Source organism: Streptomyces carminius (assembly GCF_002794255.1).
Classification (GTDB): Bacteria; Actinomycetota; Actinomycetes; order Streptomycetales; family Streptomycetaceae; genus Streptomyces; species Streptomyces carminius.
The window spans coordinates 178,182-190,655 of record NZ_PGGW01000057.1 but is presented as its reverse complement, the minus strand read 5'-3'; the positions used below and the strand labels follow the sequence as shown (position 1 = coordinate 190,655).

General features: G+C 70.8%; 16 protein-coding genes. 10 read left to right on the top strand and 6 right to left on the bottom strand.

Annotated features, from left to right (window positions below):
• On the bottom strand, positions 1–1,072 hold a 1,072-nt coding region (locus CUT44_RS17015), incomplete at its 3' end, for an SH3 domain-containing protein (protein ID WP_199185730.1).
• A 181-nt stretch (positions 1,073–1,253) separates the two neighbouring features.
• Here CUT44_RS17015 and CUT44_RS34725 point away from each other — a divergent pair.
• The 3 genes from CUT44_RS34725 to CUT44_RS16995 all read left to right on the top strand — a co-directional run bounded on the left by CUT44_RS34725 (position 1,254) and on the right by CUT44_RS16995 (position 3,731).
• Positions 1,254–2,072, top strand: a complete 819-nt coding sequence (locus CUT44_RS34725) for a M23 family metallopeptidase (RefSeq protein ID WP_332888270.1) — start codon at positions 1,254–1,256, stop codon at positions 2,070–2,072.
• An 82-nt stretch (positions 2,073–2,154) separates the two neighbouring features.
• Positions 2,155–2,604: an RICIN domain-containing protein gene (locus CUT44_RS17000; protein WP_100202716.1), complete on the top strand. Its 450-nt coding sequence runs from the start codon at positions 2,155–2,157 to the stop codon at positions 2,602–2,604.
• Between the two features lie 239 nt (positions 2,605–2,843).
• On the top strand, positions 2,844–3,731 hold the full coding sequence (locus CUT44_RS16995; protein WP_100202715.1) for an SGNH/GDSL hydrolase family protein: 888 nt from the start codon (positions 2,844–2,846) through the stop codon (positions 3,729–3,731).
• A 46-nt stretch (positions 3,732–3,777) separates the two neighbouring features.
• On the opposite strand, the gene CUT44_RS16990 is transcribed toward CUT44_RS16995, so the two are convergent.
• On the bottom strand, positions 3,778–4,182 hold the full coding sequence (locus CUT44_RS16990; RefSeq protein ID WP_100202714.1) for an SgcJ/EcaC family oxidoreductase: 405 nt from the start codon (positions 4,180–4,182) through the stop codon (positions 3,778–3,780).
• On the opposite strand from CUT44_RS16990, the gene CUT44_RS34720 reads away from it, so the two are divergent.
• The 4 genes from CUT44_RS34720 (at position 4,148) to CUT44_RS16970 (ending at position 7,856) form a co-directional block, all read left to right on the top strand.
• Positions 4,148–5,347, top strand: a complete 1,200-nt coding sequence (locus CUT44_RS34720; protein ID WP_332888269.1) for a GNAT family N-acetyltransferase — start codon at positions 4,148–4,150, stop codon at positions 5,345–5,347. The genes CUT44_RS16990 and CUT44_RS34720 overlap by 35 nt on opposite strands.
• A gap of 9 nt (positions 5,348–5,356) precedes the next feature.
• Entirely contained in the window at positions 5,357–6,160 is an 804-nt protein-coding gene (locus CUT44_RS16980; RefSeq protein ID WP_100202712.1) for a tetratricopeptide repeat protein, read from the top strand.
• A gap of 128 nt (positions 6,161–6,288) precedes the next feature.
• Positions 6,289–7,356 (top strand): DNA polymerase III subunit beta family protein, encoded by a 1,068-nt coding sequence (locus CUT44_RS16975; protein ID WP_100202711.1) that lies wholly within the window; start codon positions 6,289–6,291, stop codon positions 7,354–7,356.
• Positions 7,357–7,367: 11 nt separating this feature from the next.
• Positions 7,368–7,856, top strand: a complete 489-nt coding sequence (locus CUT44_RS16970; RefSeq protein ID WP_100202710.1) for a hypothetical protein — start codon at positions 7,368–7,370, stop codon at positions 7,854–7,856.
• A 327-nt stretch (positions 7,857–8,183) separates the two neighbouring features.
• Here CUT44_RS16970 and CUT44_RS16965 read toward each other — a convergent pair whose 3' ends face one another.
• Positions 8,184–8,567 (bottom strand): winged helix-turn-helix transcriptional regulator, encoded by a 384-nt coding sequence (locus CUT44_RS16965; protein ID WP_100202709.1) that lies wholly within the window; start codon positions 8,565–8,567, stop codon positions 8,184–8,186.
• A 96-nt stretch (positions 8,568–8,663) separates the two neighbouring features.
• On the opposite strand from CUT44_RS16965, the gene CUT44_RS16960 reads away from it, so the two are divergent.
• Positions 8,664–9,065 carry a RidA family protein gene (locus CUT44_RS16960; RefSeq protein ID WP_100202708.1) on the top strand — a complete coding sequence of 134 codons (402 nt, stop codon included), beginning with the start codon at positions 8,664–8,666 and terminating at the stop codon, positions 9,063–9,065.
• A 153-nt stretch (positions 9,066–9,218) separates the two neighbouring features.
• On the opposite strand, the gene CUT44_RS16955 is transcribed toward CUT44_RS16960, so the two are convergent.
• From CUT44_RS16955 to CUT44_RS16945, 3 genes are all read right to left on the bottom strand, one after another.
• Complete coding sequence (locus CUT44_RS16955) at positions 9,219–9,401, bottom strand: hypothetical protein (RefSeq protein ID WP_100202707.1); 183 nt, start codon at positions 9,399–9,401, stop codon at positions 9,219–9,221.
• 664 nt (positions 9,402–10,065) lie between these two features.
• Positions 10,066–10,266 (bottom strand): DUF397 domain-containing protein, encoded by a 201-nt coding sequence (locus CUT44_RS16950; RefSeq protein ID WP_100202706.1) that lies wholly within the window; start codon positions 10,264–10,266, stop codon positions 10,066–10,068.
• Positions 10,267–10,278: 12 nt separating this feature from the next.
• Positions 10,279–11,133: a helix-turn-helix domain-containing protein gene (locus tag CUT44_RS16945; protein ID WP_100202705.1), complete on the bottom strand. Its 855-nt coding sequence runs from the start codon at positions 11,131–11,133 to the stop codon at positions 10,279–10,281.
• A 187-nt stretch (positions 11,134–11,320) separates the two neighbouring features.
• Here CUT44_RS16945 and CUT44_RS16940 point away from each other — a divergent pair, with 187 nt between their 5' ends.
• On the top strand, positions 11,321–11,665 hold the full coding sequence (locus tag CUT44_RS16940; protein WP_233221443.1) for a hypothetical protein: 345 nt from the start codon (positions 11,321–11,323) through the stop codon (positions 11,663–11,665).
• 122 nt (positions 11,666–11,787) lie between these two features.
• Entirely contained in the window at positions 11,788–12,414 is a 627-nt protein-coding gene (locus CUT44_RS16935; RefSeq protein WP_100202704.1) for a Uma2 family endonuclease, read from the top strand.
• Positions 12,415–12,474 lie beyond the last annotated feature (60 nt).

Sequence of the window (12,474 nt, the reverse complement as noted above, 5' to 3'; positions counted from 1 at the left end):
TGCTGACCACGTCGCACCCCGTCGACGCGCACGAGCGCACGTTGGCCTGCGCCCACGCCGTCACCGTCGTCTGCCCACCACCCCCGCCGTCCTCCGGCTGGAAGGTGACGTCCACCCAGTCGTTGTCGGTCATGCCCAGGCCGTCCCAGAAGGTGCCGTCGGCGAGGTCGATGCCCGCGGGGTTGGCGACCCGGCGGCCGAACTCGTCCAGGCCGCCGTTGTGGCCGTCCTGGTACGCCGCCTGGGCCTGCGGCCTGCCCTGGGGCAGGTCGCGCCACATCTCGCGCTGGGCGGACGGGTTCCAGTAGTCGTCCCGGGTGTTCCACGGCCCGACGTCCCACACCGGTGCCGTCTCGCAGCGGCCCTTGTAGCACAGCCGCACCCGGTACTCGTGGCCGCCGTTGCTCGCCAGCATGCGGCGCGAGGGCAGGGCGACGAAGTGGTCGCGCTCCTGGATGACGTGGCCGTTCGCCGTGGTGTGCCCGACCAGCCCCTCGCGGGTGGCGAAGAGGCGGTAGGTGACGGCGGTGGCGCCCGCGGCTCCCGCCGGCGGCGCGGCCGCGGGCTGCCGGGCGTCGGCGCGGACGACGAGGTCCGACACGGAGGGGGCCCCGTCGCCGCCCGGCCGGCCGTGGAACGTCAGCCGGGTCTGGAGCACCGAGACGTCTTCCGGCAGCCGCACCCTCCCGTCCCGGCCGACCGTGCTCCACTGCGTCCAGGTGCCGGGGTGGCTGCTGCCGCGCACCTCCGTCAGCAGGGTCGTCCCCGAGGGGATCTCGGCCTCCTGCCGGATGGTGAAGGCCGAGGCCTGGCGGCCCAGACTCCGGGTGGGTGAGGTGTAGACGGCGTAGGAGGCGCCGGGCGCGGAACGCGTCCGGACGGCGGCGCCGCCGACGGTGATGCCGCCCGCGCGGTGCGCGATGTTGTGCTGGTCACTGCTCTCACTGGTCAGGTCGATCCGCCAGCTGCTGCGGGCGGACCGGTCGGCGGCGGCCGCGGTGGCCGGCGGCAGGCTCGCCACCACCATCAGGGCGCACAGGCTCCCGACGAGCCTGCGGACGGTCGGTCTCATGAGGGTTCCCCCGGAGGTCGGGCAGTCAGTGAACGGTCAACCCCTATCCCGGCGGCGGCCCCGCCGTCCCTCCGGAACGTTCCGGGTGCCCCCGGCCGCTGCCGTCGGCATACGTTTCCTGTCGCCGCTCGGCGAACGTGACCGCCGCGGCACAGGAACCACAGGGGGAAAGGAAACACCCGTGCGTCTCAGACCGTCCGGATCCATCCTGCGCGCCGGCCTCACGGCCGTCACCGCTCTGTCCCTGCCCCTCGTGGCGGCGGCCCCCGGACAGGCGGCCACGTCCGCCGGAGGGCCTGCCGCGTCCGCCACCGCGGCCACGTCCGCCACCGCGGCCTTCACGGGCGCCTGCCCGGCCGCGGGCACGGTGTCCCAGTGGTACCACGGCGGCCATGACGGCATCGACATCGCCAACAGCCTCGGCACGCCCATCTACGCCGTCGGCCCGGGTGAGGTCATCGCCTCCGGCCCGGCGCAGGGCTACGGCCAGTGGATCCGCATCCTGCACCCCGACGGCACGGTGACCGAGTACGGCCACATGTACCAGCGGGACGTCAGCGTCGGCCAGCAGGTGTCGGCCGGGCAGCGCATCGCCCTGATGGGCAGCGAGGGCGACTCCACCGGCGTCCACCTCCACCTCCGCGTCCGCACCTCGACCTCCACCTCCGTACGCGGCATCGACCCCGTCCCGTACCTGCGCGACCGGGGCGTCGGCCTGCCGTGCACGCCCGGCGGCGGGGGTGGTGGGCAGACGACGGTGACGGCGTGGGCGCAGGCCAACGTGCGCTCGTGCGCGTCGACGGGGTGCGACGTGGTCAGCACGGTCCACGCGAACGAGACGTACCCGGCGAACTGCTGGAAGACCGGCCAGACCGTCACGGCCGAGGGCTACACCAACGACAAGTGGATCGAACTGCCGCTGCGGGCCGGCGGGGTCGGCTACGTCAGCGCGATCTACCTCAAGGGCAACGAGACCGGCAACGTCAGCCGCCAGTGCTGACGTGATCCGAGCGGCCCTTCTCGCTGCTCGTCCCCGGCCGGGGCGGCCGGGGACGTCACCACCACCGAAAGGAAAACCAGCCATGTCCACCACTCTGCTCAAGCGTGCGGCGGCAGTCGGCGTCTCCGCCGCGGCCCTCGCTCTGCTGCCCCTCGGCGGCGCCTCCGCAGCGACGAATGCCGTCAACACCTTCCAGAACCAGGGCACCGGCCGCTGCATCGACGACACCTCGAACGGCTTCCGTACCTGGGACTGCAACAACTCGGCAGCCCAGCAGTGGAACGTCCACAAGTGGGCGGACGGCACGGTGCAGCTGAGGAACCTCAACACCGGCCGCTGCATGTACGACGGCGACCAGGGCTTCAAGACGGCGACCTGCGACTCCAGCACCAACCAGAGCTGGTTCGTCAGGCACTGGAACGACGGGACGATCGAACTGAAGAACCAGGCCACCAACAAGTGCATCGATGACAGCAACCTCGGCTTCCGCACGCTCGGCTGCAACACGGGCGTCTACCAGAGCTGGTACTGATCCAGCAGCGCCGCGGGCCCCGGCCGATCCGTCGGCCGGGGCCCGTTTCGGCGTACCCGCCCTCCGCCGTGCCGGTGCCGGAAAGTTCCGCCGACGCTGTTGACGGCGCGTCCAGCAGCCTGCACATTACCTGTCAGTACTCGCGTGTAACCACTGGTAACCCGCTTGCGACGCCGCCCGATCACCACGTTCCCAGCACTTCGCCGGGCACCCCCGCGCCCGGTCCCCAGAGAGGCCAGATGCCGATGCGCGCCCTCCGCCGTGCCCTGACCGCCGCCGTCACCGCCGCGAGCGCGGTGGCCCTCAGTCTCACCGGGTCCGCCGCACACGCCGCACCCGCCGCCGACGAGCCCCTCAGATACGTCGCACTGGGCGACAGCTACAGCGCGGGCTCGGGCATCCTGCCCCTGGACCCCTCGGCCCCGCTGCTGTGCCTGCGCTCGACGGCGAACTACCCGAACGTCATCGCGGACCGTCTCGGCGCCGAGTTCACGGACGTCACCTGCGGCGGAGCCCAGACCAAGGACTTCGCCGCGGCCCAGTACCCGGGCGTCGCCCCGCAGCTCGACGCGCTCGACGCCGGCACCGACCTGGTGACGCTGACGATCGGCGGCAACGACAACAACACCTTCATCGGCGCCATCGCGGCCTGCGGCTCGGCCGGAGCCCTCACCCTCGGGTACGGCAGCCCCTGCAAGAACCTGTACGGCGACACCTTCGACGAGAAGATCGACGACAGCACCTATCCCGCGCTGAAGGCGGCCCTCGAGGCCGTCAGGGCCGAGGCGCCCAACGCCCGGGTGGCCGTCCTCGGCTACCCGTGGATCATGCCGGCCACCGCCGACCGGTCCTGCTTCGCCAAGATGCCCATCGCCTCGGGCGACGTCCCTTATCTGCGCGCCCTCCAGGCCCACCTCAACGCGGTGATCAAGCGCGCCGCCCAGGAGACCGGGGCCACCTACGTGGACTTCGCCAAGGTGTCCGAGGGGCACGACGCCTGCCAGGCGTACGGCACCCGCTGGATCGAGCCGGTGCTCTTCGGGGCCAGTGTGGTGCCCGTCCACCCGAACGCCCTGGGCGAGCGGCGGATGGCCGAGCACACCCTCGCCAAGCTCGGTCTCCGCTGACCAGGGGTGGGCCGCGCCGCCTCGGCGGCGCGGCCCGGCGGTCCCGTCAGCCGGGGACGACCGCCGTGTTCTGGCAGGCGGTCAGCAGCCAGCGGCCGTCGTCCTGCCGGGCCATCACGTAGAGCGGGGCGCCCTCGCTCCCGTCGCCCGGGGGCAGATAGCGCTGACGGACCTTGACCGCCGCGACGTCGGGGCGGATGAAGAGCACATGGGTCACCTCATAGGTGACCTCGCCGTCCCAGTGGGCCGCGGGGAGGACCCGGCGGGTGAACTCCGAGATCGCGTCGAGGCCGATGAGGACCTTGCCGTGGGCGGTCGTCCAGACCGCGTCGCGGTGGAAGAGGGAGAGGAACTCGTCGGGGTCCTTGTGCTGCTGGGAGTGCTCGACGGTGGCGACCACCTGCTTGATCGCTTTGATGTCGGCGGCCTGCGCCGTGGGGTCCGTGTCCATGCCGAAGAGGGTGCTACCTCAAGTCCGGCTGAGGTCAAGGCCGTGCTTGCCGCACTGGGGCACGGTGCCCCGGGCTGTGTCCGGGTCCGGGTCCGGGTGCGGGTGCGGTGTCGGGTGGGGTCGGGGCCGGTCCGGGGCGGCCATTCCGGACGGTACGATTTACGGCCGTTGCCGTGCCACGTGTCCTGAGCCGCTCATTGGCCGCAAATCGTACTTGAGTGTCCGGAACGGCCGCCCCTCCCCGTCCCCTCCCGCCGTCGCCCGGCTGCGGGCCGAGTTCTGCGAGCAGCCTCGCGGTGAGGGGCCGGGAGCGGCTTGCTTTCCGGCCCCGGCTGGTCGGCAGCCGGAGAAAGCCGTTTCCCCGTGGTCCCGGGAATGGCAGGATCCCGGCATGGCACCCGATCCGCTGGCAGTTCGTGTCCGTGCGCTGTGGCAGGAACTGGCCGGTGTGGCCGTGGAGTTCGGGCGCTCTGCCGCTGTGGTCGTCTCGCCGGGGTCGAGGCTGTGTCCCCCCTCATGGTGCGGGGTCGTGGTGCTGGGCGGAGCGGGAATCGTCACCGTACCCACGGCCGGGGCCGCCGTCCGGCTGCGCGAGGTCGCGGCCGAGGTGCCTCCCGCGGCTCTCGTCCGGGCGGATGTGCTCCGGGCCACCCTCGCTTATGTGTCCGGCCCGGATTTCCGTCCCGTGCTCGGGGGGCGGACGGTGGCAAGGCTCCCTGCCGATCACCCCGGTCTGTCGGCCCTGCTGGTGGGAGCGGGGCGGGAGGACGCCGGTGAGAGCGGTCTGGAGGAGATCTCGTCGCCGGCCTTCGTCGTCCTCGACGGTGCCGAGGCCGTGGCCGCGGCGGGGTATCAGGCCTGGCCGCGGGGGACGGCACACCTGTCCGTCCTGACAGCGCCGGGGTGTCGCGGTCGCGGGCTGGCGAAGACGGTGGCCTCTGCGGCCGTGGCGCACGCTCTCGACGCGGGGCTCATGCCGCAGTGGAGAGCACGGCCGGAACCGTCCCGGCGAATCGCCCGCGCGCTCGGGTTCCGGGAGGTGGGGGCCCAGCTGAGCGTCCGGCTCGACGGTGGTGGAGGTGGACGGGGGTGGGCGGGCAGAGGGCCGAGGTCTTCCACGGCACCGTCACCACCGCCGCGATCCGATTACGGGACGATGGCCTAAGGTTCCCGCATGCCGTTGGAAGAGGGCCGAAGGGCGGCCGCGGCCGGAGACTGGCTGGCCGCGGGGCACGCCTTCGTCCGGGCCGCGGCGGAGGGCAGTGCGGAGGGCGCCGAACTGGCGGCCCGGGCGACCGCCGGACTCGTACCGCTGGCGGATGGCGGGTCGGCGGAGGCCGCCGCGCTGCTCGCCGGGATCTACCTGGAGCACTTCGACGAGTCGGCCCTGCCCATGGCCGTGCGTTACGCCCGCGCGGCGGCCGAGGCCGGGCTCCCGGCCGGGCAGCGCACCTATGGGCACATGTTGGCGACGGGCCTGGGCGTCGCGGAGGACCGCGTGCGTGCCGTCGAATTCTTCCGGGTGGCCGCCGAGGCCGGGGACGCCTACGGCGCGTTCAACCTCGCTCAGCTGGTCGACGACCCCGACGAGTCCCTGCGGCTGTTGGAGACTGCCGCATGCGAGGGGATCGTCGCAGCCGGTGCCGTTCTCGCCGACCGGCTGTCCGCGCTGGACCGGGATGAGGAAGCGCTGGGCTGGTATGTCTGGGCGGCCGAGCGCGGGCATACGGGGGCGATGAACGCCGCCGCGTGCTGGTACCGCGACGGCTTCGGCACCATGCCGGACCCGGTGCAGGCAGTGCGCTGGTTCTTCGTCATGCTCGCGCACGGCGACGGCGACGGCATCCACGAGGCGATCCAGCTGGTGAAGGCCCGGGCCCTGGACGAGGAGGAGATCCGCGAGGCCGGGCGGCTCGCCGGTGATCCCGGTGCGGCGGAGGCCCTGATCGGCACGGTTCTGGGCGACAGCCGGACCTGAGGAAGTGCCCGGTCGGACAGGTCGTAGGCGGATGTGGGCGTGTGGTGGCTGCCCTCAGGGTTTCCGGCCCGCGGAACACCGGGATCGGTGCTTGACCTTCAAGCTGGTCGAAGCCCGACGATGGCGGGGTGTCGCACTCCGAGTTGATGCCGATCGGCGCCTTCGCCCGACGCAGTGGTCTGACCCCGAGCGCGTTGCGGTTCTACGCCGACTGCGGGCTGCTCCCTCCTGCCGAGGTCGACCCGGTCTCGGGCTACCGCTACTACAGCGCCGGCCAGGTGGCACGGGCGAACGGGCTCCGCCGACTCCGGGAGATCGCCATCCCCCTCACGGTGGTCGAGGCGGTCCTCGCCGCCGGGCCGGCCGAGGCGTCCCGTCTGATCGATGAGCATGTCGCGAAGGTTCTCGAGGATGCGGCAGCGGTACGGCGCCGGGCCGACGTGGTCAGGTCGTCGCTCGCCGGGGTGCCGAGTCTGCCGATCGCCGCGCTGAAGGGGCCTGTGCTGGCCGACGCGGTCGAACAGGTTCTGACCGCGACCGTGCGTGATCCGGGGCTGCCGGTACTCGGTGGGCTGCGCGTCGAGGCGGCCCGCGAAGCGGTCACGCTGACCGCGACAGACCGCTACCGGCTCTCCACTCGAACCCTGGTTCCCGCCGAGCCGGCGGCCGCGGCATGGGCTGCCACGGTCGACGGCGACGAACTGCGGGCCGCGGTCACCGAGATCCGCCGCAGCGTGCTGGTGCGGGTCGAGGCGGCGCCGCACGGGATCTGGCTGCGCATGGCGGAACGAGGGGACCAGTACTGCCGGCTGCTGCCGGAGGAGTTCCCCGACCACCGGTCGATGCTCGCGTCGCTGCCCGAGCCCACCACCCGTGTGACGGTCTCGAAGGAGCCGTTTCTGAGAGCCCTGGAGGAACAACCGGGCGAGCGGGTCTCGCTGCACGTGACTTCCCGCGGCCTGAACGTCCTGCCGGCCGGTGACGAGCACCCCGGCCTCCCGCTCCCGGCCACCGTGACGGGGCAGGACCTCCGGATCTCCTTCGAACTGACCACGCTCTATCCGGCCGTCGGCACTGCCATCGGCCCCGACGTGCTGCTCGACCTGCGCGGACCCGGCCTGCCCGGCACGGTCCGCTCGGCCGACCGCGGCGATCTCACCACCGTGGCCATGCCCGTCCAGCCCGCAAGACGATGAGGACCCCCGCCATGACCGCCACTCCCAGCCCGACCATGGAAGCCATCGCCCGAGCCGTCGCCGAAGGAAGGACCGGCGACACCCCCTCCGCCCGCCGGAAACTCCTGGACCTGTGGTCCGCGACCGGTGTCACCGGCGACCCGCTGCACCGCTGCACCCTCGCGCACCACCTGGCGGACCTCTACGAGGATCCCGCCCAGGCCCTGGCCTGGGACATCCGGGCACTGGACGCCGCCGACGCCATGACCGAGCAGCGCGTCCAGGAACACCACGCCGACCTGAGTGTCGCGGGCTTCTACCCGTCCCTGCACCTCAACCTCGCCGACGACTACCGTCGTCTCGGATCGTTCGACGCCGCCGCCGAGCACATCGACGCGGCCGGGGAGTACACCCCGCACCTCTCCCGGGACGCCTACGGCACGCTCCTGCGTACCGCCGTCGAGCAGGTGGCCGAGGCCATCACCCGGCGGGACACCGCCAAACGGGCCTCCGCCCCGTGACGTGCGGGGAGGACTCCGACCCGTCGAGCACCGCCGCACCGAAGCAGCGACCGACAGGCCTGTCTCCTCTCCCCGGAGGCGCAGAGCGGAGTTCCTGCGACAGTCGACGTCTTCGCCCCGGCGTCCCCCGGAGACGTCGTGACTCTCGCCGGTCAGCGCCTGGCGGTCATCGGCTACTGGAACACGCGGAACCCGGGAAACCGGATCCGCCCCTCCTGCGACACCCGCGGGGGAACCGGACCAGACACCGGGAAACAGCAGCAGCGCACGGAGAAGGGCCCGCCTTGACTCCGCGGCCTCCCGGCATCAGGAGGCCCGTGAGGGCGGTCAGGCGCCGAAGCTGCCGCGTGCTTTCTCGATGTGGCCGAGGTACCGGTGCGTCCAGTCGCACATGGCGTCGACCGTGGCGCGCAGGGCCCGGCCCGGCTCGGTGAGGGTGTACTCGACCCGGGGCGGCACGGTGGGGTGCACCTTCCGGCTCACCAGGCCGTTGCGCTCCAGCATGCGCAGGTTCTGGGTGAGCATCTTGTGGCTGACGCCCTCGACCTCGTCGCGCAGTTCGCTGAAGCGCAGAGTGCGCTCGCCGAGTGCCTCGATGATCAGTAGCGCCCACTTGTTGGCGACGTCCGAGAAGATCTCCCGTGCCAGTGAGTCCGCGCGCCGCAGGTCGGCGTCCTCGGGCAGGCCCTTGAGCTGTTGCTTGGTCACCATCTGGTTCCCCAGTCACTGAAAAGTGCGTTCTTCCAGGTCGGATCAAACTCTCCTACAGTTCCTGAGTAACCACAAGAGAGTAGAAGGAGAGCCACCATGACCACCGTCGACGCCTTCCAGTACGGCATACCGGCCGAGAGTGACTTCGGCTATGTACAGGCGATCAGATCCGGTGACCTGATCCACGTCTCCGGGCAGCTCTCGTTCGACGAGACGGGCGAGTTCCGCCACGCGGGCGACCTCACCGCCCAGCTCGCACAGACCTACGCCAACCTCGACAGGGTCCTGGCCCACTACGGCGCCACCCGGAACCAGGTCGTCTCCCAGACCCTGTACGTGGTGGGCCTGCTGCGGAACGCCGCGGTGGTGGCGGAGGGCAACCTGGCGTACTTCGGCGACCACCGTCCGGCCAGCACCGTCCTCGGCGTCACCGAGCTGACCCTCCCCGGCCAGGTCGTCGAGATCAGTGCCGTCGTCGACATGAGGCTGCCTGCCTGAGTCCGCCGACCTTCGACGCCGCAACGCCCCCTGTCCATCTCCTTCGCTGCGCTTCATGCGCAGGCTGAGTGCTCACGGGATACTTGCTGTGAACGGTTGCGTTGATGCGGCGGTAAGTTCCGGCGTAGTGGTCTCGATGCTCGTCACCGGCGGCTACGCCGGAGCAGAGCGGTCGCGGTGCAGCTTGCCCTGAGTGTCGCGGTACCACTGGATCTGCTGGGCGTCGGTGAAGTACACCTCCAGCAGCACGGCGAACTGTGGACGGAACTGGCCGATCTCCCCGATCTCCTCCTCGCGTCTCTCTCCCGGTGGGACCAGTCCGACGGCATGGAGCAACAGAGGCTCCTCGCCGGGGAGCAGGTCGGCATCTGGGGACGGTATGCACACGACGACGTTGTATACCGGTTGATCGGAGCCGTTGTTCACGATAACCGTGTGAAATCGATAGCCCCAGGACTCATCGCCCGAGGGCGGCTTCTCAGGTGCATGAGGGCCGGTCCAAGCAGCGACGTGTTCCGCGTACCGCTCGCGTTGCTTCCGGTGCTCGCGATGCTGGGTCCAGAGGAAGTTCCCGAAGACGCCTGCGGCGGACACACCACCGGCAGCTAGACCGGTATAGGAGACCCAGGCCGGGGCTGCCGCCACCGACGAGAGAGAGGCCAGGGAAGAAAAGACAACCACGTGTGAACCGTAGTGCTCCGGGAACGTGAACTGCTCCGACTTTTACGGATCCAGTGGTGAGACGGTGCCGGAGGACGTCCTGCCTGTCATCGGATGGACGTGGTGATGGCTTGCCCGATGGCGGCTTGCAGCCGGGCGACGGGCGGGAGGGGACGGGGAGGGGCGGCCGTTCCGGACACTCAAGCGTTATTTGCGGCCGATGAGCGGCTCAGGAGACGTGACACGTCAGCGGCCGTAAATAATGCCGTCCGGAATGGTCGCCCCGGACTGGCCCCGACCCCACCCGGCACCGCATCCGCACCGTGAGCCCGTGAAGCGCTCAGCCCTCGGTGAGGTGGTCGAACTCGCCTGCCTTCACGCCGCGTATGAAGGCCGCCAGCTTCTCGGGCGTGGTGGTGAGGACGGTGCTCGGATCGTCGCTCTCGCGCATCCTGACCGTGCGGCGGTCGCCCGCGGCGATGTAGATGCAGTTGGCGGCGGTGCCGCTGTACGAGGACTTCTGCCAAGCGGGGACAGTCACATTCGCTCCTTCTCAGATCTCTCGGATGACACTGAGCACCAGGTCACGCGACGCGGCCGGTTCGAGGGCGCTGGCTTCCAACTTGTCCAGTACAGATTGGTACCTGATCAGTTGGGGCTGAGCGGTCACGAACTCGGAATGGGTGTCCGTGTCGAGTTGGACGGTGTCCAGCTGAGGAACCCCGGCGACGAAGTACACAATCCCCGAACCAGAGCTGGGGTAGCTTCCGGTGCCGAACGGAATCACCTTCAGGCAGACGTGTTCCCGCGTGCTTACGGCAAGCAGATACTCCAGTTGCTCCCGTGCGACCTTCGAACCACCGAACCCCATGCGCAAGGCCGCCTCATGGATGATCGCCGTCAGTGGAGTCGGCCGCTCGCCGTAGAGCACGGTCTGTCGCTTGATCCGATGGGACACCATGTGTTCCACCTCGGGCGGCGACAGGGAGGGCACCACGTCTCTGAAGAGAGCGCGGGCATGCTCTGCGGTTTGCAGCAGCCCGGGAAGGTGGATCGCGGAGGCGATGCGTATGGCCTGTGCGTGATACTCCAGTTCGGCGAGGTCGAGGGCCCCGGAAGGAAGGATTTCCCGGTACTCCTCCCACCATCCCCGGGTCCGCCCGCCGGTCATGTTCGTGAGGGCATCGATGAGTGCCTGGTCCGTGCACGAGTACAGGTGGGCCAGGGCCCGCACGCGTTCCGCGCTCACCGGGTAGCCGCCGGACTCGATGCTGCTGATCCGGGCCTGGGTGGCGCCGTGGAGTTCGCCGGCCCGGGTGGCCGACAGCCCCGCCTGCTCCCGTAGCCGACGCAACTCCGCGCCCAGGCGTCGCTGCCGGATGGTCGGCGGGACCTTGCTCGGCGGCATGGCCGTTCTCCTTGAGTCGAACGCGAAAATCGATCTTCACTCTGTTGAGCGTTTGGAAAATGTATTCCTCCTTGGCGGTGGAATGCATTCTATGTGTCTCGCTACGGTGGCACACGCCAAAGATTCAGGTGCCGCTCCTCGGCGGCAATGCGACCGCGTCCAATTCGCTCTTTCGTAGGAGGACTTCGTGAACGACGTACCCCCGCAGCACAGCGGCGCCGCGCCGCACGGCGGACCCGCGCCGTTCCCGGGCGACTTCGACCAGGAGCTGCGCGCCATGGTCCTCGATCTCGCGCCCCGGCAGTTCGCCGTGGTCCAGACGTGGGAGGTGGGTGACGGGGAGCAGGACGGGTGCGTCGCCGCGTGGGGGGTCGCGTACGAGGACGGAAGCGCCGAGGTGGTCAGCACCGACGGAGTCCGGCGATTCGGCCTCGCGTCCCCCGAGCGGGCCGTGCGGTGGTTCGGGGTGAAGAAGGAGGGCGTCGCGGCACGGCTCGTCTGGCTCGCCGCGCCCGACCGGACCACCGCCTGAAAGGACCCGGCCCGGCCGGGATGTCCCCTTTCGGGTGAACGCGCTTCGAACAGGTCGCTTCCGGGCGTACCGGTGCGCTGGGATCGGAGGAGGTGCGCCGGTGTGGAGAAGGAGTGAACGCCATGGGGGAACCGGCTGTCGTGTGCCAGCCGTGCACGCCGGGCGACCCGTATGACCCGATCGTCTGCGAGTGGGACTACGCGGTCCGGCTCTGGACGGCGATGGAATGGCCCGAGGGTTACCGGGCGGAGATCGTCGACGGCGTCGTCGCCGTGGCACCCCCGGCCTCCGACACCCACGACCTCATCGTGGACGAGGTGCGGCGGTCGCTGTGCGAGGCGGTCCCCGAGGGATGGGCGGTCCGCCGGAGGCAGGCCGTCTCCGTACCGGACCGGAGCGGCATCTACGTCCCCGACCTGCTGGTCCTGCCGCAGTCAGAGCCGGAGCCCGGGCCGGACGGGGCGGGGGGCCTCGTACCCGCGGAACGGGCCCGGCTCGTCGTGGAGGTCACCTCGCCGTCGAACGCCCGCCACGACCGGGGCGCCAAGGCCGTCGGCTGCGCCCGGGCCGGGGTGCCGCTGTACCTGCTGGTCGACGCATGGGCGCCCGGCGGCCCGACCGTCCTGCTGTACGGGGAGCCCGCGGAGGGCGCCTACCGGCTCCTGCGGGGCGGGCGGTTCGGGGAGGCGATCCCCCTCCCCGAACCCTTCGGTTTCAACCTCGACACGAGCCCCTTCCCCACCGGCTGACCAGGTGTGTTTCTCGTTCGGGCGAACGGTGCCGGTAGACCTGTGCGGGTGCCTTTGGGC

Coding starts and splice junctions, on each gene's coding strand:
- CUT44_RS16960 (WP_100202708.1), top strand. CDS start 8,664: ATGACCACCGTCGACGCCTTCCAGTACGGCATACCGGCCGAGAGTGAC.
- CUT44_RS17000 (WP_100202716.1), top strand. CDS start 2,155: ATGTCCACCACTCTGCTCAAGCGTGCGGCGGCAGTCGGCGTCTCCGCC.
- CUT44_RS16980 (WP_100202712.1), top strand. CDS start 5,357: ATGCCGTTGGAAGAGGGCCGAAGGGCGGCCGCGGCCGGAGACTGGCTG.
- CUT44_RS16945 (WP_100202705.1), bottom strand. CDS start 11,133: ATGCCGCCGAGCAAGGTCCCGCCGACCATCCGGCAGCGACGCCTGGGC.
- CUT44_RS34720 (WP_332888269.1), top strand. CDS start 4,148: ATGTCGGCGGCCTGCGCCGTGGGGTCCGTGTCCATGCCGAAGAGGGTG.
- CUT44_RS16965 (WP_100202709.1), bottom strand. CDS start 8,567: ATGGTGACCAAGCAACAGCTCAAGGGCCTGCCCGAGGACGCCGACCTG.
- CUT44_RS16935 (WP_100202704.1), top strand. CDS start 11,788: ATGGGGGAACCGGCTGTCGTGTGCCAGCCGTGCACGCCGGGCGACCCG.
- CUT44_RS16995 (WP_100202715.1), top strand. CDS start 2,844: ATGCCGATGCGCGCCCTCCGCCGTGCCCTGACCGCCGCCGTCACCGCC.
- CUT44_RS16970 (WP_100202710.1), top strand. CDS start 7,368: ATGACCGCCACTCCCAGCCCGACCATGGAAGCCATCGCCCGAGCCGTC.
- CUT44_RS16990 (WP_100202714.1), bottom strand. CDS start 4,182: ATGGACACGGACCCCACGGCGCAGGCCGCCGACATCAAAGCGATCAAG.